The organism is Methyloceanibacter stevinii (genome assembly GCF_001723355.1).
In the GTDB taxonomy this organism is placed as follows: domain Bacteria; phylum Pseudomonadota; class Alphaproteobacteria; order Rhizobiales; family Methyloligellaceae; genus Methyloceanibacter; species Methyloceanibacter stevinii.
Window position 1 is genome coordinate 78979 of sequence record NZ_LPWE01000014.1, and the last position, 18222, is coordinate 97200.

At 64.6% G+C, this 18222-nt stretch carries 19 protein-coding genes and 1 pseudogene; 11 read left to right on the forward strand and 9 right to left on the reverse strand.

The features are described from left to right. Positions 1 to 479: 479 nt before the first annotated feature. Entirely contained in the window at positions 480 to 1298 is an 819-nt protein-coding gene (locus tag AUC70_RS15125) for a DUF1223 domain-containing protein (RefSeq protein ID WP_083241641.1), read from the reverse strand. Between the two features lie 141 nt (positions 1299 to 1439). Beyond that, positions 1440 to 4142 carry an aconitate hydratase AcnA gene (gene acnA / locus AUC70_RS15130; protein WP_244505660.1) on the reverse strand — a complete coding sequence of 901 codons (2703 nt, stop codon included), beginning with the start codon at positions 4140 to 4142 and terminating at the stop codon, positions 1440 to 1442. 305 nt (positions 4143 to 4447) lie between these two features. Between acnA and ccmA the strand changes: the two genes are divergently transcribed. From ccmA to AUC70_RS15155, 5 genes are all read left to right on the forward strand, one after another. Further along, positions 4448 to 5125, forward strand: a complete 678-nt coding sequence (ccmA, locus tag AUC70_RS15135) for a heme ABC exporter ATP-binding protein CcmA (RefSeq protein ID WP_069445623.1) — start codon at positions 4448 to 4450, stop codon at positions 5123 to 5125. Further along, complete coding sequence (ccmB, locus tag AUC70_RS15140; protein ID WP_069445624.1) at positions 5080 to 5790, forward strand: heme exporter protein CcmB; 711 nt, start codon at positions 5080 to 5082, stop codon at positions 5788 to 5790. Before ccmA ends, ccmB begins: the two co-directional genes overlap by 46 nt. A 93-nt stretch (positions 5791 to 5883) precedes the next feature. Beyond that, on the forward strand, positions 5884 to 6627 hold the full coding sequence (locus AUC70_RS15145) for a heme ABC transporter permease (RefSeq protein ID WP_069445625.1): 744 nt from the start codon (positions 5884 to 5886) through the stop codon (positions 6625 to 6627). 14 nt (positions 6628 to 6641) lie between these two features. Then, a complete protein-coding gene (ccmD, locus tag AUC70_RS15150; RefSeq protein WP_069445626.1) occupies positions 6642 to 6872 on the forward strand; it encodes a heme exporter protein CcmD in 231 nt (76 codons plus the stop codon). Continuing rightward, a complete protein-coding gene (locus AUC70_RS15155) occupies positions 6869 to 7540 on the forward strand; it encodes a DsbE family thiol:disulfide interchange protein (protein WP_069445627.1) in 672 nt (223 codons plus the stop codon). Before ccmD ends, AUC70_RS15155 begins: the two co-directional genes overlap by 4 nt. Here the strand turns inward: AUC70_RS15155 and AUC70_RS15160 are convergent. The 7 genes from AUC70_RS15160 to AUC70_RS18670 all read right to left on the reverse strand — a co-directional run bounded on the left by AUC70_RS15160 (position 7537) and on the right by AUC70_RS18670 (position 13269). Then, on the reverse strand, positions 7537 to 7980 hold the full coding sequence (locus tag AUC70_RS15160; protein WP_069445628.1) for a MarR family winged helix-turn-helix transcriptional regulator: 444 nt from the start codon (positions 7978 to 7980) through the stop codon (positions 7537 to 7539). The two genes, AUC70_RS15155 and AUC70_RS15160, sit on opposite strands and share 4 nt — an antisense overlap. 251 nt (positions 7981 to 8231) lie before the next feature. Continuing rightward, the gene (locus AUC70_RS15165; protein WP_083241643.1) at positions 8232 to 8858 is read right to left on the reverse strand and encodes a septation protein A; all 627 of its coding nucleotides are present in this window, start codon (positions 8856 to 8858) and stop codon (positions 8232 to 8234) included. Then, the gene (gene ftsY / locus AUC70_RS15170; RefSeq protein WP_069445629.1) at positions 8842 to 9807 is read right to left on the reverse strand and encodes a signal recognition particle-docking protein FtsY; all 966 of its coding nucleotides are present in this window, start codon (positions 9805 to 9807) and stop codon (positions 8842 to 8844) included. Before ftsY ends, AUC70_RS15165 begins: the two co-directional genes overlap by 17 nt. Beyond that, positions 9804 to 11078 carry a tRNA (N(6)-L-threonylcarbamoyladenosine(37)-C(2))-methylthiotransferase MtaB gene (gene mtaB, locus AUC70_RS15175; RefSeq protein ID WP_069445630.1) on the reverse strand — a complete coding sequence of 425 codons (1275 nt, stop codon included), beginning with the start codon at positions 11076 to 11078 and terminating at the stop codon, positions 9804 to 9806. Before mtaB ends, ftsY begins: the two co-directional genes overlap by 4 nt. Before the next feature lie 50 nt (positions 11079 to 11128). Beyond that, positions 11129 to 12001: a diaminopimelate epimerase gene (dapF, locus tag AUC70_RS15180; RefSeq protein ID WP_069445631.1), complete on the reverse strand. Its 873-nt coding sequence runs from the start codon at positions 11999 to 12001 to the stop codon at positions 11129 to 11131. Between the two features lie 69 nt (positions 12002 to 12070). Further along, a complete protein-coding gene (locus tag AUC70_RS15185; protein WP_342022673.1) occupies positions 12071 to 12937 on the reverse strand; it encodes an MFS transporter in 867 nt (288 codons plus the stop codon). Then, positions 12934 to 13269, reverse strand: coding sequence for an MFS transporter (locus AUC70_RS18670; RefSeq protein WP_342022675.1), 336 nt, complete (start codon positions 13267 to 13269; stop codon positions 12934 to 12936). Before AUC70_RS18670 ends, AUC70_RS15185 begins: the two co-directional genes overlap by 4 nt. A gap of 112 nt (positions 13270 to 13381) precedes the next feature. Between AUC70_RS18670 and AUC70_RS15190 the strand changes: the two genes are divergently transcribed. The 6 genes and pseudogenes from AUC70_RS15190 (at position 13382) to rimM (ending at position 18181) form a co-directional block, all read left to right on the forward strand. Next, positions 13382 to 14578 (forward strand): amidase, encoded by a 1197-nt coding sequence (locus AUC70_RS15190; protein ID WP_069445632.1) that lies wholly within the window; start codon positions 13382 to 13384, stop codon positions 14576 to 14578. A gap of 40 nt (positions 14579 to 14618) precedes the next feature. After that, positions 14619 to 14960, forward strand: coding sequence for an SMR family transporter (locus AUC70_RS15195; RefSeq protein ID WP_069445633.1), 342 nt, complete (start codon positions 14619 to 14621; stop codon positions 14958 to 14960). Between the two features lie 234 nt (positions 14961 to 15194). Continuing rightward, positions 15195 to 15605 carry a hypothetical protein gene (locus tag AUC70_RS15200; protein ID WP_069445753.1) on the forward strand — a complete coding sequence of 137 codons (411 nt, stop codon included), beginning with the start codon at positions 15195 to 15197 and terminating at the stop codon, positions 15603 to 15605. Beyond that, a pseudogene (ffh, locus tag AUC70_RS15205) lies at positions 15605 to 17112 on the forward strand (signal recognition particle protein). The gene AUC70_RS15200 and the pseudogene ffh overlap by 1 nt, the downstream one beginning before the upstream one ends. Before the next feature lie 52 nt (positions 17113 to 17164). Beyond that, positions 17165 to 17632 carry a 30S ribosomal protein S16 gene (gene rpsP / locus AUC70_RS15210; RefSeq protein ID WP_069445634.1) on the forward strand — a complete coding sequence of 156 codons (468 nt, stop codon included), beginning with the start codon at positions 17165 to 17167 and terminating at the stop codon, positions 17630 to 17632. 15 nt (positions 17633 to 17647) lie between these two features. Continuing rightward, positions 17648 to 18181 (forward strand): ribosome maturation factor RimM, encoded by a 534-nt coding sequence (gene rimM, locus AUC70_RS15215; protein ID WP_069445635.1) that lies wholly within the window; start codon positions 17648 to 17650, stop codon positions 18179 to 18181. The last annotated feature ends 41 nt before the right edge of the window (positions 18182 to 18222 follow it).

Here is an 18222-nt window from a genome sequence, read left to right on the forward strand (position 1 = left end):
TTTCGCAGAGCCAGACTTCGCATTCCGCCTCGATTGCCCAGCGTGGCCGCTCCGCGTTCGTTTTCTGCCATTTTCGGGACTTGGTGGTCGCCCTGGCCGAAGAATGGCACAAAGCCACTCTTGGGAGCTGTTGACGGCCGTTCCAGGTCCTATGCCGTCGAAACGGGGCGCGCCGCGAAACTCGCGGTTGAAGGCCATTTATGGCCGTTTTGAAGCTATTTTGACGGGCCGCGCCAGCAGCGCGCCGATTCCGGGTTCTAGTGTCCCGCGCTCCGCCCAGTGCGGAATCAAGTGTCTAGCGCCGCGTTCCGCCTAGACATCAAACAGTGCAGGAAAAGCGCCGTTTTCCAGGGCGTTTCCGTCTAATCCCGGTTAATTCCGCCTGTTCCCGCCTTTACAGATTCATGTGTCCCCTCACAACTACAAAGGGCCGGCAAACGCCGGTCCTTTGTTTTTGGGGCCAGGCGATCCTGAAAAACTTATTGGGGTTTCGGCTCGAACATCGCGGCGCCGAGGATGGGGCCCGCGCCTTCCACCTGCAGCAGCGACACGAGGCAGTCGCCGCCAATGCCGTGCAGATCCTTCAGCGGCAAGCGCAGTGTCGTCGGCTCGCCCTTCCACATCCCAACCGGCATCAGTTCGCGAACCGGATGCGAGTACGTGATCGTCTCACCGCGGTTCTCGCCGCGCGTGATCTTCACCGTCTCCTCGTCCTTCGCCACCGCCAGCCAGACAGTCGCCTGACGCATGTCAGAATTCTGGGGCGCGCTGCCAATGTCGACCAACAGACTGTCGCCCTCCGCGCGCATCGACATCGGCACCTTCACGTCCTTGAGCCGCCGCTCCGCAGTTCGAATGGCCATCTCGATGGCCGCTTCGTTGGCACCGTTCACGTGGTCGATGCCGTCGACCACCATTTGCGGCGTGTAGACCTTGCCGTCGCCGCGGGCCATCGCATAGTCGCGCTGCCGATCGCTGTTTTCGGGGCTCGAGAGCGTGTCGTGCCAGCCGAGGTAATTCCAGTAGTCCACGGCGAACGAGAGCGTGATCACGCCGGGCTTCTTCCGCAACTCATCGAACAAGGCGTCGGCGGGCGGGCAGGACGAGCAGCCCTGACTGGTGAAGAGCTCCAGCAGAATTGGCGTGTCGTCCGCGCCGTCGGTCGCACCGGCCGCACCCGTATCTTCCGTGTGTCCCACGGAGGCGGCGGCGCCCAAGCCCAAGATCGCGAACGCCAACGCGCCGCTAAACCGCAACAGGGATGTTCTGGAAATGGCAATTCTCATGGCTGACAGCATGCCGGAATCCAGTTTGATTTTCTGGCAAAATCAGATCGCGCGCAGTCACAACTCGGTGACCTCATTCCACGGAACTACCGGAAATTAAGGCACCGAATTGTGTTCGCGTATACGCGTCTTCCAGGCTGGGGCACAAGAGCCTTAAGCCGCCTCTTTCACAAGACCGCGCAGCACGTAGTGCAAGATGCCCCCGTTACGGAAGTAGTCCAGCTCGTCATACGTATCGATGCGGACCAGCAACGGAACGGTTCGCGTCTTGCCGTCCGGATAGGTGATGGCGGCCTCGACGATCTGTTGAGGTTGGATATCCGCGAGGCCCTTGAGCGTCACGGTCTCGTTGCCGACGAGCCCCAGCGTTTCCCACGACGCATTGTCCGTGAACGTCAGCGGCAGCACGCCCATGCCGATCAGGTTGGAGCGATGGATCCGTTCGAAGCTCATGGCAATGACGGCGCGCACGCCCAAGAGACGTGTGCCCTTGGCGGCCCAGTCACGCGACGAGCCCGTGCCGTACTCCTTGCCGGCGAACACCACCAGCGGCACGTTCTCGGCCTTGTAACGCATCGCCGCGTCGTACATGGCGAGCCGCTCCCCGGACGGGTAGTGCACGGTAACGCCGCCTTCGCGCCCCGGCACCATCTGGTTCTTGATGCGCGTGTTGGCGAACGTGCCGCGCATCATCACCTCGTGATTGCCGCGCCGCGAACCGTAGGAGTTGAAGTCCGCCGGAGCGACGCCGTGTTGGGTCAGATAACGGCCGGCAGGGCTGTCCGCCTTGATCGCGCCCCGCGGCGAGATGTGGTCGGTCGTGATCGAGTCCAAGAACAGGCCAAGCACGCGCGCGTCCTCGATGTCCGTTAGCGGCGCGGGGTTCATGGTCATGTCGGCGAAGTACGGCGGCTCCTGCACATAGGTCGATGACGTGTCCCACTGATAGGTGAGTCCGCCTTCGACAGCGATGGCCTGCCATTCCGGGTCGCCCTTGAACACGTCGCCGTAGCGCTCTTTGAACATGGACTTCTTGACCGCCTTGCGCACGAGCTTCGCGATCTCCTTTGAGGACGGCCAGATGTCCTTGAGATAGACCGGCTTGCCGTCCTTGCCCGTGCCGATCGGCTCGGTCGTAAGATCGATCGTGACCGACCCTGCCAGGGCGTAGGCGACCACGAGCGGTGGCGAGGCGAGATAGTTCGCCCGCACGTCGTTGTTCACCCGGCCCTCGAAGTTGCGGTTACCCGACAGCACCGAGGCCACGGCAAGACCGTTCTCGTGGATCGTGCGTGAGATCTCGTCGGGCAACGGTCCGGAATTGCCGATGCACGTCGTGCAGCCATAGCCGACGAGATTGAAGCCCAGCGCGTCGAGATCCTTCTGTAGTCCCGCCTGCTCCAGATAGTCGGTGACCACCTGGGATCCCGGCGCGAGCGAGGTCTTCACCCAGGGCTTCACGGTAAGCCCCTTCTCGACCGCGTTACGCGCCAGCACGCCGGCACCCACCATCACATAAGGGTTGGACGTGTTCGTGCAGGACGTGATCGCGGCGATGACGACGTCGCCATGTCCGAGGTCGTAATTCTTCCCTTCCACTGCAGCTCGCTTATCGGCCTCGGCGCCCTTGCCGTATTCCTGATCGAGAACCTTGGAGAACGCCGGCGCCGCGTTGGTAAGCGCCACACGATCCTGAGGCCGTTTCGGGCCCGCGATGGACGGCACCACGTCGGACAGTGTGAGCGACAGCGTGTCGGTGAAAACGGGATCGGGCGTGTCTTCCTTGCGGTACATGCCTTGCGCCTTGGCGTAGGCCTTCACCAGTTCCACGCGGGAGTCCTTGCGCGCCGTTGCTTCCAAATAAGCCAGCGCCTCCTTGTCGACGGGGAAGAAGCCGCAGGTCGCACCGTATTCCGGGGCCATGTTGGCGATGGTCGCGCGGTCCTCGAGCGGCAGATTGTCGAGGCCCGAGCCGTAGAATTCGACGAACTTTCCGACCACGCCCTTTTCACGCAGCATCTCGACCACGGTGAGCACGAGGTCGGTAGCGGTCACGCCTTCTTTGAGTTCGCCCTTGAGCTCGAAGCCGATGACCTCGGGAAGCAGCATGGAGATCGGCTGGCCGAGCATGGCCGCTTCCGCCTCGATGCCGCCGACGCCCCAGCCGAGAACCGCGAGCCCGTTGACCATGGTCGTGTGGGAGTCGGTGCCGACGAGCGTGTCCGGGTAGGCGATCGTCTTGCCGTTCTCTTCCTTGGTCCACACCGTCTGGGCCAGATATTCGAGATTGACCTGATGGCAGATGCCGGTTCCGGGCGGAACGACGCGGAAATTGTCGAACGCGCCGGCGCCCCAGCGCAGGAACGCATAGCGTTCGCCGTTGCGCTCATATTCCTTGTCGACGTTGAACTTGAAGGAGGCGCCCGACCCGAAAGCGTCGACCATCACGGAATGGTCGATCACGAGGTCGACCGGGGCCAGCGGATTGATCTTCTTTGAGTCGCCGCCGAGCTTGGTGACCGCATCGCGCATGGCCGCGAGGTCGACCACCGCGGGCACGCCCGTGAAATCCTGCATCAGCACGCGCGCGGGCCGGAAGGCGATCTCGCGGTCGCTGCGCTTATTCTGAACCCATTCGGCCAGGGCGCGGATATCGTCCGAGGTGACCGTGCGCCCATCCTCGTGCCGCAGGAGATTTTCGAGCAGCACCTTCAAGGAGAAGGGCAGCTTGCCGACGCCGTGGAGTCCCTCCTTCTCCGCGACCTTCAGATCAAAATACTCGTACTCGTGCTTACCGACCTTCAGAGTGCGCCGGCACTTGAAGCTGTCGAGCGAGGTCAAAACAGCCGATGTCAATGAAATCTCCTTTACGAGCCCAGATGGTGGGCAAGTCCCAGCAAATATGTGCGTCTCGGCCAACTGAATGCAAAGACGCAGCCAATTGCGTCTAGCCGCATCGCCAAGAGGGCTCAAATCAGCCCTTGCGCCCCCGATTGAGGATATTTCCCAGCCGGCAGCGCGTCTTGGCCTTTGGTTACACGCTTTTCCGCAACTATAAAGACCCTTGCAACGACCAGACAATGACGCGAAGAGACGCGCTTTCCATCGCCGCGGCGATCTAACCTGCCGAAATTTTGCGCAACCAGGCTGCAGACCGTTTTATGAGCATCCCCTTCTCCGTAAACCTCAAGGCGCATGACGTCGCCTGCGACCGAGGCGGACGGCGCCTGTTCGAAGGGCTGTCCTTCGACCTCGCGCCCGGTGACGCTCTCCTGGTGCAGGGTCCCAACGGCACGGGCAAGACCAGCCTCATGCGCCAGATCGCGGGCCTGCTGCCGCTCGCAGGCGGAGAGATCACGGCGGCGGGCGCCGAGATCGATGTGCCGGCGGCCGAGCTTTGCCACTATGTGGGACACCTCAATGGGGTCAAAGCCAGCCTGAGCGTGCGGGAAAACCTGACTTTCTGGACGGACTTTCTAGAAGGCGACGCCGCACGGGGCGAATTCGAACGGGGCGATGTGGATGCCGCGCTCGATGTTTTCGGGCTGACGCCGATCGCCGATATCGCAGCCGGGTTTCTCTCCGCCGGCCAGAAGAGAAAGCTGGCTCTCTCGCGGCTATTCGCCTGTCCGCGCCCGATCTGGCTGCTCGACGAACCGTCGGTCTCCCTCGACACCGTGTCCGTAGCGCGCCTCGGCAAGGCCATCGAGGCGCATGGGCAAGCTGGCGGCATCGCCATCGTCTCGACCCATGTCCCGCTGGGCGGAGCCTTCACCCATACGCTCGATCTGCAATGCCAGAATCCTGGCGAGGTCCCTGCCGAGGAAGGCGCGACGTGAAGGCCGCACTCGCTCTTCTTCGGCGCGACATCGCGCTCGCCTTCCGCGAAGGGGGTGCTATCGGCGTCGCGCTCGGCTTCTATCTGGTGGTCGTGGCCATTGCCCCGTTCGGCCTTGGGCCGGACATGAATCTCCTCGCGCGCGTCGCGCCGGGACTGTTGTGGATCGCGCTACTATTGGCGGCGCTGCTGTCCGCAGACCGCATCTTTCACAACGACTACGAGGACGGGTCCCTCGACGCGCTGGCCATGGGGCCTCTCCCGCTCGCCGCGGTGGCCGCATCGAAGTCGCTCGCCCATTGGGTGACGACATGCGTTCCCCTCGCCCTGCTCGCGCCGGTCCTGGGGCTGCTGCTCAACTTCCCGATCGACGCGATCCCGATCCTTGTGCTGGCCATGCTCGTCGGCACGCCAGCGGTCAGCTTCATTGCCGGGATCGGCGCCAGTCTCACATTGGGGCTACGGCGCAGCGGGCTCCTGCTCGCCCTCCTCGTGCTGCCGCTCTATGTGCCCGTGCTCATTTTCGGCGTGTCCACCATCTCCGCCGCGGTCACGGGCCCCGGATCGCCCTGGCCGCCCTTCCTGATGCTCTGCGCGATCAGCCTGGCCAGCATGGTTCTGGCGCCGCTCGCCGCGGCGGCGGCCCTGCGCAACAGCTTCCGCTAGAGCAGCAATCGGCCATGTTTTCGGCACACCTTTCCGTTTTTTCATGGCGCTTCTGCTTTGCGCTTTCCGGCCAAAGCCACTAGATCAGCAACGATGACATTCTCACTGACCAATCTCGCCAACCCGTCGCGCTTCTTGACCTTTGCAGGCGCCGTGATTCCCTGGCTCGCCGCGTTGACGGTGATATTGCTCGGGATCGGCCTGTACCAGGCGTTCTTCGTGGCGCCGACCGACTACCAGCAAGGCGAGACCGTCCGGATCATGTACATCCACGTGCCCGCCGCCTGGGTCGGCATGGGCTGCTACGCGGTGATCGCCATCGCGGCGCTCGGAACCTTGATCTGGCGTCACCCGCTGGCCGACGTGGCGGCGAAAGCCGCAGCGCCTATCGGCGCCACCTTCACCCTCGTGATCCTGGTGACCGGCTCGCTTTGGGGCAAACCCATGTGGGGTACCTATTGGGTCTGGGATGCGCGGCTGACGTCGCTGCTCGTGCTGTTTCTGCTGTATCTCGGGCTGATCGCCCTGTGGCAGTCGATCGAGGATCCGGGACGGGCCGGGCGCGCGGCCGCCATCCTAGCGCTGGTCGGAGCCGTCAACCTGCCCATTATCAAATTCTCGGTCGACTGGTGGAATACGCTGCATCAGCCCGCGAGCGTGTTCCGCGCCGGCGGTCCGACCATCGACCCCGCGCTCCTCACGCCCCTCTTCGTGATGGGAGGCGCGTTCCTCGCACTCTTCGTGCTGCTGCACCTCATCGCCATGCGCGCTGAAATCCTGCGGCGCCGGGTGCGCGTCCTGCAACAAACCCAAGTCGCGCAAGCGGCCTTGTCGTAGACGAGGACCCATCCATGCTCGGTCTCGGACCTCATGCCAGCTTCATCATCGGCGCCTACGCGGTGGCGTTGGTCGCGTTGGGCGCGCTCACGATCGCGATCATCGCGGACGACCGCAAACAGCGCCGCCTCTTGGCCGACCTCGAGCGTCAAGGCATTACCCGCCGCTCGGCCGCAAGACCAAGACCCGCTGCGACGCCGACCGTGACACGCACGGCCCCGTCGGATGCGAAGGGGGCCACGTGACCGGCCCTCGAAGCTCCGACGGAAAAGAAGCAGCGGCAACGCAAGCGCCGCCAAAGCGCCGGTTCGGCGTTCTCCTGCCATTCGTCATCTTCGCTGCCATTGCGGGGCTGTTTTTCGTCGCGCTGAATTCAGGCGATCCGTCGAACCTGCCGTCGGCGCTGATCGGCAAGCCCGTGCCGCAGTTCGACCTGCCACCGCTGGAGGCAGCCGATGCAACGCCCGGTTCGGCCAATGACGTGACGTCTGCGGCGCTCGGCAGGGGCAAGCCTGCCGTCATTCATTTCTTTGCATCCTGGTGCGGGCCGTGCCGGGAGGAACATCCGGATGTGATGGCGCTTGCCGAAGCGTTGCGCGCACAAGATCCGGACATTCAGTTCTACGGCATCAACTACAAGGACGACGCGACCGCCGCCCGCCGGTTCCTCGGCGGTTACGGCGATCCGTACACGCGCATCGGCGTCGACCGCTCCGGACGGACGGCCATCGACTTCGGCGTCTATGGCGTTCCGGAGATCTACGTGATTTCTGGCGACGGAACGGTTGCGCTCCGCCATGCGGGGCCGCTGACCCGAGATGTCGTCGAGGCGAAAATCCTACCGCTCATCCGAAATGGCGCGGCGTCCGCGGAGGCAGGTCAACGGCCGAGTGAAGACGAGCCGTCAGGCTAGGCGTCGTCTCCAGCGGCCACGATCGTGGCCAGCGTCTGCAGAAACTCGTTCCGTTTCGTCGCGCTGAGTCCCGCCAGGAGCCGCGAGTCGGCCGTACTTGCAGCAGGCTTCGCCTTGGTCAGCGCTTTCGTGCCCTTCGCGCTCAGCTTGATCGCGTAGGCCCGGCCGTCTTCCTTGGCGCGCTTGCGCTGAATGAGGCCGCGCCCAAGCAGCCGGGCGACGATGTCGGCGAGGGTCGAGCGATCGATGCCGGTGCGCGCGACAAGCTCCGCCTGCGGCAGTCCCTCTTCCTGCGAGACGGCGGTGAGGACCGCGTACTGCCGAGGCGTGAGCCCGCTCTTCTTCGCCTCTTCGGCAAAGATGTCCGCCGCCCGCTGACCGGCGCGATGCAACAGATGCGTCGCAGAGCTCTCGAGCGGATTCTTAGATTTCGTCGTCATATGGACGTTCCCCGTGTGAAACGGCGCCTCATCCCAAGTCCACTGTCCTCGGACCTTCCGGCGCCTGATGTTATAGATCGCAAGCACACACCCGGTCGCACCATGCGGCAACGGGACATGCTGTCACCCCGAAACAAACCTCAGAGTACGCTTCCTGCAGGAGACAAGCCGCACACTGAGCGCCTCATATCGGCACCGCGCGCGCATCCTGCAAGTGCCAACGCGGCTGGATCCGTACGAAATGCGCCGTCTCAATGCTGTTGCGAGTTCTCTTCCACGCCATAGCGCTGCATCAGCGGCACTTGGGACATGGCAAATAGGAATGTGATCGGGAGAAATCCGAAGGCTTTGAAACTTACCCATGTGTCAGTCGAGAAACTGCGCCACACAAATTCATTGAGCACGGCCATGGCTACGAAGAATATCGCCCACCGTATTGTCAGTTTACGCCAACCTTCCTGCGTCAGATTGAATACGGGACCAAACAATAGGGCGAGCACGGGCTTCCGTGCGAACAAGCCGCCGATCAGCAGTATGGCGAACATCGTATAGACGATGGTCGGCTTGAGTTTGATGAACGTGTCGTCGTGCATGTAAAGCGTCAAACCGCCGAAGGCGAGAACCAGACCCGCACTGACGACCGGCATCACCGGAATCTTCCGGTACAGCCACCAGGCAAGGCCGAGAGAGATGATCGTCGCCACCATGAACGCCGCGGTGCCGGCAAAAATGCCGTAAGCCGCGTTCACACCGAAAAAGACAAGCAGCGGTCCAAGCTCGATCAGGAGCTTTCCGGCGACGGATTGCTCCGACTCCTTGCCCTTCTTGATCTCGGTCTTCGGTCCCGGCTCCGTCGTGGCCTCAGGCGGCTGCGTCATTCTCTTGGTCTGCTCCTGCAATTGCGCGCGCGTAGTCATGCGCATCGAACGGCTCGAAATCTTCAATACCCTCACCGACACCGATGGCATTTATGGGGAGACCGAACTTCTCCGCGATCGCCACGACTATGCCGCCGCGCGCCGAACCGTCTAGTTTGGTCACGACGAGATTGGTGACACCTGCGATTTCACGAAAGGTTTGGACCTGACTCAGCGCGTTCTGTCCAGTGGTGGCATCGAGCACGAGCAGGACCGTGTGCGGCGCGTCCGCATCGAACTTCTTCAACACGCGAACGACTTTCGCCAGTTCGGCCATCAGGTCGCCCTTGTTGTGCAAGCGCCCCGCCGTGTCGATGAGCAGGACGTCGGTGCCGTTGTCCTTCGCCCGCTCGAGCGCTTCGAAAGCCACACCGGCCGGGTCTGAGCCGACATCCCGTGCAACCACTTCGGCACCAACACGCCCGCCCCAGATCTTCAGCTGATCGATGGCGGCCGCACGGAACGTATCGCCGGCGGCGAGCAGAACGGTCTTGCCGCTCTTGACGAACTGATGGGCGAGCTTGCCAATCGTGGTCGTCTTGCCCGTTCCGTTGACGCCGACCACGAGGATCACGTGCGGCTTGGCATCGGCATCGAGTTCGAGCGGCTTCGCGACCGGCTCCAGAACTTGTGCGACCTCTTCTGCCAGAACGGCGCGCACGTCGTCCGCGGTGATGTTCTTGTCGTGGCGCCCGGTCGACAGGCGATCGCGTATGCGGTCGGCCATGGCGAAACCGAGATCGGCCTTGAGTAGAACTTCCTCGAGCTCGTCGAGCGTCTCTTCATCGAGCTTTCGCTTGGTGAGAACACCGGTGAGGTTTTCACCCAGCGCGTTGGACGTGCGCGATACGCCCGCCTTGAGCCGCGCGAACCATCCCTTCTTCTCTTCGGGCTTCTCCTCGCCGCTCACCGCAGCGCCTCCGCAAGCCACGCGGCGCCGTCGTCACCGGCAACCACGCAGTTGACCAGGGCGCCGGCGCTCGCCGTGCAAGGATCGACGCGGACAGGGGTGAAATCGGGAGAGCGACCTTGATGCTCCGTCTCCATGAGCACCTGGATGCGGCGCCCCTTCGCTCCCTCGAGATGGGATTGCAGGGCGGCCGTGCCCTTCTCCCGCAAGGCCCGCGCTCGCTCGGCGATAACCTTGCCGTGGACCTGGGGCATGCGCGCGGCGGGCGTGCCCTCGCGCGGCGAGAACGGGAAGACGTGCAGGAAGGTCAGGCCGCAATCGTCCACCAGCGCGAGCGAGTTCTGGAACATGTCGGCCGTTTCCGTCGGGAACCCGGCAATGATATCGGCACCGAACACGATATCCGGGCGCACACGTCGCATCGCCTCGCAAAACGCAACGGAGTCCGCCCGCGCGTGACGCCGCTTCATCCTCTTCAGAGTGAGATCGTCGCCCGCCTGCAAGGACAGGTGCAGATGCGGCATCAGCCGCTCTTCCTCGGCGATGGCCGCAATGAGATCGGGATCCGCTTCGACGGAATCGATCGACGAGAGCCGAAGGCGCGGCAGCTCCGGCACAAGCTTGAGCACGGTCCGCACAAGCTTGCCCAGCGTCGAAGCGCCCGGTAGGTCCTTGCCGTAGGCCGTCATATCGACACCGGTCAGCACGATCTCGTGATAGCCGTTCTCCACGAGGCGGCGGACCTGCGCCACGACTTCGCCCGCAGGCACCGACCGCGACGGCCCGCGTCCATATGGGATGATGCAGAAGGTGCAGCGATGATCGCAGCCGTTCTGGATCTGCACGTAGGCGCGTGCACGGCCCCCGAAGCCGTCTATCAGATGGCCCGCCGTCTCCGTGACCGACATGATGTCGTTGACCGAGACCTTTTCCGTATCGTCCGTGCCGAGACCGACCAGGCCGAGGGAGCGGTACGTCCGCGCCTCGAGCTTTTCCTGATTGCCGATGACGCGATCCACCTCGTCCATCTGAGCGAACTGGTCCGGATCGATCTGGGCGGCGCAGCCGGTGACCACGATCTTGGCATCGGGGCGCTCGCGGCGCGCCTTGCGGATCGCCTGGCGCGCCTGGCGAACGGCCTCACCGGTCACCGCGCACGTGTTGACGATCACCGCGTCGGCAAGGCCGGCGGCGTTCGCGTGCTCGCGCATGACTTCGGACTCGTAAGAATTGAGCCTGCAGCCAAAGGTGACGATGTCCAGATCCGACATGTGGCGGCTTCTAACAGAATTCATCCAGTGTGTCAGACACGTTCAGTGTCTCAGACACCTTGCGCTTCCGAGCCGAGCAGCTCGGGCGGCAATGTGCCCTCGAAATCCAGCGAGTAGGGGCCCGTCATCAGCACATGACCGTCACCCTCGCGCCACTCGATCACGAGATCCCCGCCCGGCAGCGACACGGTGACCTTCCGGTCCGTCAGGCCGCGCCGCACCGCCGCCACGGCGGACGCACAGGCCGCGGTGCCGCAGGCGCGGGTAAGTCCCGCGCCCCGTTCCCAGGTACGAAGGCGGACATGGCCCTCGTCCAGAACGTGCGCGACCGAGATATTGGCGCGCTCGGGAAACAGCGGATGGTGCTCCAGCATCGGCCCGATCCGGCCGAGATCGATCGTCTCGACGTCGTCGACGAAGAAGATCGCATGCGGATTGCCCATGCTGACCACGCCCGGCGAATGCAGCACCGGCGCATCGATCGGCCCGGCCTGAAGTTCGATACAGCTCGTGTCGTGGAACTCCTCGGCCAGCGGAATCTCGTCCCAGGCAAGGCGGGGTTCGCCCATGTCGATGGTGACGAGACCGTCCGCGCCCGCATAGGCGCCGAGCACCTGATCCTCGGTCTCGATGGTCACCGTAGGGCGTCCCAGCTCACCGGCTACGACGCCCGCCACGCAGCGCGCGGCGTTGCCGCAAGCGGCCACCTCGCCCCCATCGGCATTCCAGATGCGCATGAACACGTCGGCCTCTGACGACGGGTCAAGCGCGATCAACTGATCACAGCCGATGCCCGCCGCACGGTCCGCAATCGCGCGCACCGCATCGGCCGGCAAGGCAAGATCATCGTGACGGCGATCGATCACGACGAAGTCGTTCCCGAGGCCGTTCATCTTGCGAAAGCTATGCGTCGTGGCGCTCATCGTCTCCAATCCAAAGGTTCCTGCTCTCTATAGCGCCGTCGGCGGCAATGCCGCTAGGCCCGCTCGCAGCTACCCCTGCTCAATCGGGCGAAGCGCCAGAAAGGCGATCAGGGCCAAGCCGGCGAACCCCGCGCCGGTCAGGAACGTGGCTTCCGGCGAGACGGCATCCCAGAGGATCCCGGCAACCAGGCTCGCCACCAGCGTGGCGATCCCGGCGGTGAGGCCGAAGACCCCGAAAGCCGTGCCGCGAAGCTTGGCGGGCGCAGCGTGGGCCACCAGCGCCGAGAGCACGCCCTGCGTCAGTCCCAAATGGAGACCCCAGAGGCCGATCGCAAGGAACACGGCCACGAGGCCCGAGCCGAAGGCCAGCAGCAGATCGGCGGCGATCAGCGCGGCCAGCCCCGCCAAAAGCGGCGGCCGCGCGCCGAACTGGTCCTGGAGCCGGCCCGCCGGATAGGCGGTAAGCGCGAAGACGATGCTCATCACCGCGATGACAGCCGGGGCGAGAGCCAGAGGCAGGCCCTCTCCATAGGCCCGGATGACCAGGAACGCCTCGCTGAACCGGGCCAGGGTGAACACGGCGCCCGCGCCCACCACGAACCAGTAGAAGCGCCCGAGCCCGCCCAGGTCCCGCAGCTTGATGGGAACGCGTTTGGCACCGTCCGCCGACAGATGCTGCGGTCCGGGGTCCCGGACGAAAACCAGAAGGATCGTCACGGAGATCACGGCGGGGATGACGGCGAACCACAACACGGTGCGGATATCGTCGTTGAAGAGCGCCATGAGCCCGATCGCCAGCAGCGGCCCGAGCGTCGCGCCGACCGTGTCGAGCGATTGCCGCAGGCCGAAGGCCGCGCCCCGCTGCGCCGGCGGGGTCACGTCGGCGACCAGCGCATCGCGTGGCGCCCCGCCGCATGCCCTTGCCGATCCGGTCAACGAGGCGGCGAACGAGCGAGCGCAACGGTGCTCGCCAAGGGAAACAGTGGCTTGGTCACCGCCGCGAGACCGTAGCCCGCGACCGCCAGGGCCTTGCGGCGCCGAAGCGTATCGGAGAGCCAGCCCGAGAAGACCTTCACGATCTGGGCGGCTGCCTCGGCAATCCCCTCCACGAGGCCGAGGACGGCGGCACTCGCCCCGAGATTGACGACCAGGAACAAGGGCAGCAACCCGTGGATCAGCTCTGAGGACACATCCATGAAAAGGGATGTGAAGCCCAGCGCCCAGACCGTCGGCGGGAGCGCCTTGCGGGTTGTCGTCGTTGCGCGCACCGGACCTTGGCCTTCGTCGTATCGGGGGGTTTCAAGCGTTGCGGTGGGGGCACTTCTATGGCGTTGTGTCAGTCACTGCACCTTCTTTTCAAAAGACGGAGGCAAATAAGAAATGCTGGGCATTCCGAAACACGACCCCGTTCATGCGCTCGTTCCCCATACGCTCGAAGAGCCGATAATGGGGGCCGAGGCCGGCCCCCTCGGGGGACGCAGCTTCATGGTGAAGGACCTCTTCGCCATCGCGGGCCGCAAGACCGGGAACGGCAACCCTGAATTCTACGCCGCCGCGCCGCCGGCGAAGGCGACCGCGCCGGCTGTCGCCGCGCTCCTGGATGCGGGCGCATCCCTGACCGGCATCACCATTTGCGATGAGTTCTTCTACAGCGTGCTCGGGACCAACGCCCATTACGGCCAGCCCGTGAATCCGCGCGCGGGCCGCTATGTGACGGGAGGCTCCTCTTGCGGCTCGGCCGCCGCCGTGGCCGCGCAGATGTGCGACTTCGCGCTCGGCTCCGACACGGGCGGCTCGATCCGCGTCCCGGCCTCGTTCTGCGGGCTCTACGGGCTCCGTCCGACCCACGGCCGTGTCGACATGAACGGTGTGACGCCGATGGCCCCGAGCTTCGACACGGTGGGTGTCTTGGCGGCGGATGCGGAACTGTTCCGGACCGTCTCCCGGCTCCTGCTGCAGGGTGACGGCCGCGAGACCCCGATCGAGCGGCTCATCCTCGCGACAGACATCGTCTCCGAATGCGAAGCGAGCGTGGACCAGCTTGTCTGGCGGACCCTCGACGCTCTGGCGCCCGCACTGCCCGACGTCCAACACGCCGAAATTGCCGGAGAGACCATCGTCTCCTGGCGGGCGGCGTTCGCCACGATCCAGGGCTTCGAGATCCAGTCGACCCTCCTGCCCTTCGTGAGGGACAACAACGTGGAGCTCGGGCCTGGGATCAAGGAGCGATTCGAGATCGCCGCCGGCATCAGCCCGGAGGATGCCGAGGACGCGCGCCGGGTGCGCCAGACCGTGGCCGCCCATCTCAAATCCATCCTTCAGCCCGGGACGGCGATCGTCCTGCCGACCACGCCGACCCAGCCGCCAGAGCGTAACATTCCCGACGGCGCCTCGTTCGCGGAGTACCGCACGCGTACGCTGCAGAATACCTGCATGGCCGGCCTTGCCGGGCTGCCGCAGATCTCGGTTCCCGTGGGCGAGGCGGCCGGCTGCCCGGCTGGGCTGTCCTTCATCGGCTGGGAAGGCGGCGACGAAGCTTTGCTGGACTTTGCAGTCGGGCTGTCCGACTTGATCTGACGAAAGCCCCAACAGGAAGCCCGCAGGAACCGCCGCCCCAATGTCCGCGCTCAAACCCTACCTCTATCTTGCCGCCGCAATCGTCTTCGAGGTGATCGGAACCTCTTCCCTGAAGGAATCCGAAGGCTTCACGCGCCTCGTGCCCAGTCTCGTCACGGCGGCCGCCTATGCGGCCTCGTTTACCCTTTTGGCCTTCACGCTCAAGACCATCCCTGTCGGGCTGGCCTATGCCATCTGGTCAGGCGTGGGCATTATCCTCATCGCGGCGATCGGCTGGTTCCGTTTCAACCAAACACTGGATACGCCCGCTCTTGTCGGGCTCAGCCTGATCGTCGCCGGTGTCGTCGTCATCAACGCCTTCTCGAAGTCGCTGCCGCATTAGAGCGGGTTCCGGGAGCTTGACTTCCGAGGCGCGCTGACCGACATTCCGCGCGAAATTCATGGCAGCTCGATCCCGAGCCGCCGCCCTTTCCGGGGTCTTGGGCTTTCCAAGATTAGGAAGGGGGGTCAACACCCGTCAGCGCGATGCGCCCACGGGTGCTTTTTTCGTTGCGTACTTGGTTTCGAACCAAGAACGCAAAGCCAGACTTTGGTCCGCAAGATGGAGGCGGATGCAATGGTGTCGAAGCTCAATAGCCGGACTCTTGGCCTGGCCGCGGCCCTCGCACTGACGGGCCTGTCGGTATCGGCCTTGGCCCAGCAGCCTCAGGTTCCGGTGCTCGCGGGCGGCGAGGCGGACTACGACGCCTGCGGCTCGCAGGGCGTGGTCCGGGGCCTCGATCCCAACGGCGACGGCTTTCTGGCCGTGCGCGGCGGACCCAGCTCCAAGTACGGCATGCTGGACAAGATCTACAACGGCATGATCGTCAATCTCTGCGATCAGCGCGGGAACTTGCTCGGCGTCGTCTATTCGCACGAGACCAGGGATTGCGGCGTCGGGACGCCCTGGCCCCGCAGACAAGCCTATTCCGGCCCGTGCCGCTCCGGCTGGGTCTATCGCAAATTCGTTGCGGATTACGCCGGCTGATGTTCGAGACCCTCTCAGATCGCCTTTCCGGAATTTTCGACAAGCTCACGCGCGCGGCGCGCTGAGCGAGGCCGATGTCTCCGAAGCCATGCGCGAAGTGCGCCGGGCCTTGATCGAGGCCGACGTCGCGCTCGACGTGGTGAAGTCGTTCACGGACCGGGTGAAGGCCAAGGCCGTCGGCCAGGACGTGGTGAAGTCGGTGACGCCCGGCCAGATGGTCGTCAAGATCGTCAACGACGAGCTCGTCCGCATGCTGGGCTCCGAGGCCCAAGGCATCGATCTCGCGGCCACGCCACCCGTGGTCATGATGATGGTCGGCCTGCAGGGCTCCGGTAAGACCACCACCACAGCGAAACTCGCCCATCGCCTCACGACCCGCGACAAGCAGAAGGTCATGATGGCCTCGCTCGACACGCGCCGCCCCGCAGCGCAAGAGCAGCTTCGCGTGCTCGGTGAGCAGGCCAATGTCGCCACCTTGCCGATCGTCGAGGGCCAGAGCCCGACCGAGATCACCGAGCGCGCCGTCGCGGCCCGGCTCGGCGGCTTCGACGTGCTGCTGCTCGATACGGCCGGCCGCACCCATATCGACGAAGAGCTGATGGCTGAGACGGCCGCGATCGAGAAGATCGCGCAGCCGCACGAGACACTGCTCGTCGCCGATGCGCTGACCGGTCAGGACGCGGTGAACCTCGCCAAGAACTTCGGCGAGCGCGTCGATCTGACGGGCATCGTGTTGACCCGCGTGGACGGTGACGGCCGTGGCGGCGCTGCGCTTTCCATGCGCGCGGTTTCCGGCAAGCCCATCAAGCTGATGGGCGTGGGCGAAAAGCTCGACGCGCTCGAAGACTTCCATCCGGACCGTATCGCCGGCCGTATTCTCGGCATGGGCGACGTGGTCGGCCTGGTCGAGAAGGCGATGGAGACCGTCGAGGTCGACAAGGCCCAGAAGATGGCCGAGCGCATGAAGAAGGGTGCGTTCGACCTCAACGATCTTTCCGAGCAGCTCGGACAAATGCAGAAGCTCGGCGGCATGGGCGGCGTGCTTTCCATGCTGCCCGGCATCGGCAAGGTGAAGAAGCAGATCGACGCCGCCAATCTCGACGACAGCGTCCTCAAGCGCCAGCAAGCGATCATCAGTTCGATGACGAAGGCCGAGCGCCGGACCCCGAAGCTGCTGAACGCCTCGCGCAAGAAACGCGTCGCGGCGGGTTCGGGCACGAGCGTGCAGGACATCAACAAGCTCGTGAAAATGCATCGCCAGATGGCCGACATGATGAAGGCCATGGGCAAGAAACGCGGCGGTCTGTCGGCCCTGTTCGGCGGCGGCATGCCGCAAATGCCGGCCGATATGCCTGAGGGCGGAAGCCTGCCCCAGGGCGCGGAGTTGCCGGCCAACTTTCCGGGCCTTCCCGGGGGCGGACTTCCCGGCGGCCTGCCGGGGCTACCGGGCGCAGGCCTGCCGCCAGGGCTTCCAGGACTTCCCGGGCAGCGCAAGAAGAAGCGCTGACCCGATCGCAAATGCCAACATCACATCGACTAACACCTAGGAGTAAGAAATCATGTCACTGAAGATCAGACTGTCGCGGGGCGGCGCCAAGAAGCGCCCGTTTTACCGCATCGTCGTTGCCGACTCGCGCAGCCCGCGCGACGGCCGCTATATCGAGAAGATCGGCACGTTCAACCCGCTGCTGCCGCGCGATTCCGACGACCGCATCAAGCTCGACACCGACCGCGTAAAGCACTGGCTCTCCAACGGCGCCCTGCCGACGGACCGGGTGCTCCGCTTCCTGGACGCCGAAGGCCTGATGAAGCGCGAGGCGCGCAACAATCCGGAGAAGGCCAAGCCCGGCAAGAAGCGCCTCGAGCGCGAGGAAGCCAAGCGCGCCGCCGAAGAGGCAAAAGCCGCCGAAGCCAAAGAAGCTGCAGAGAAGGAAGCTGCTGATGCAGCTGCCGCCACCGAGGAAGAGGCCGACGAAGAGGCCACCGACGAGGTTGCCGCTGAGGAAGCCAAAGAGGCTTCTGAGTAAGGGCTCATACGCACGTTGGGCGGCGAGGCAAACCTGGTTCTCCTTGGCGAGATCGGCGCGGCACAGGGCCTGAAGGGCGAGGTGCGCGTGCGGTCCTATACGGAAGAGCCGGCCGACATCGCCGCCTACGGGCCCTTGCGCAATGAGGCGGGCACGAAGACGATTGAGATCGAGCGTGTCCGCGTCACGCCGAAAGCGGTGATCGCACGGATCAAGGGCGTGACCACCCGCGAAGCCGCCGAGGCGCTGAACCACACCAAGCTCTACGTCGCGCGCGATGCCCTGCCGGAAGCGGCCGACGATGAATGGTACGTTGGCGACCTGGTCGGCCTGAAAGCGGTCTCGGCCGAAGGCGGGCCGCTCGGCACGGTCGCGGCAATCCACAATTTCGGCGCGGGCGATATCATCGAAGTCGAACGCACCGAAGGCGGCCCTTCTCTGCTCGTTGCCTTCACGGACGACACGGTTCCTAAGATCGACATCGCCGCGGGTCGCCTGGTGCTGGTCCCGCCGGAAGAGATCGAGGCGTCAGACGACGGCGACGCTTAGCGTCGTGCGGTACGGGCGCGTTACACGGTAGAGTGCTTCCC

Excerpts from the sequence above, each read along its gene's own strand:
- AUC70_RS15125 (WP_083241641.1), bottom strand. The coding sequence starts at position 1,298 with ATGCTGTCAGCCATGAGAATTGCCATTTCCAGAACATCCCTGTTGCGG.
- ccmA (WP_069445623.1), top strand. The coding sequence starts at position 4,448 with ATGAGCATCCCCTTCTCCGTAAACCTCAAGGCGCATGACGTCGCCTGC.
- ccmB (WP_069445624.1), top strand. The coding sequence starts at position 5,080 with ATGCCAGAATCCTGGCGAGGTCCCTGCCGAGGAAGGCGCGACGTGAAG.
- AUC70_RS15145 (WP_069445625.1), top strand. The coding sequence starts at position 5,884 with ATGACATTCTCACTGACCAATCTCGCCAACCCGTCGCGCTTCTTGACC.
- ccmD (WP_069445626.1), top strand. The coding sequence starts at position 6,642 with ATGCTCGGTCTCGGACCTCATGCCAGCTTCATCATCGGCGCCTACGCG.
- AUC70_RS15160 (WP_069445628.1), bottom strand. The coding sequence starts at position 7,980 with ATGACGACGAAATCTAAGAATCCGCTCGAGAGCTCTGCGACGCATCTG.
- AUC70_RS15165 (WP_083241643.1), bottom strand. The coding sequence starts at position 8,858 with ATGACGCAGCCGCCTGAGGCCACGACGGAGCCGGGACCGAAGACCGAG.
- mtaB (WP_069445630.1), bottom strand. The coding sequence starts at position 11,078 with ATGTCGGATCTGGACATCGTCACCTTTGGCTGCAGGCTCAATTCTTAC.
- dapF (WP_069445631.1), bottom strand. The coding sequence starts at position 12,001 with ATGAGCGCCACGACGCATAGCTTTCGCAAGATGAACGGCCTCGGGAAC.
- AUC70_RS15190 (WP_069445632.1), top strand. The coding sequence starts at position 13,382 with ATGCTGGGCATTCCGAAACACGACCCCGTTCATGCGCTCGTTCCCCAT.
- AUC70_RS15195 (WP_069445633.1), top strand. The coding sequence starts at position 14,619 with ATGTCCGCGCTCAAACCCTACCTCTATCTTGCCGCCGCAATCGTCTTC.
- AUC70_RS15200 (WP_069445753.1), top strand. The coding sequence starts at position 15,195 with ATGGTGTCGAAGCTCAATAGCCGGACTCTTGGCCTGGCCGCGGCCCTC.
- rpsP (WP_069445634.1), top strand. The coding sequence starts at position 17,165 with ATGTCACTGAAGATCAGACTGTCGCGGGGCGGCGCCAAGAAGCGCCCG.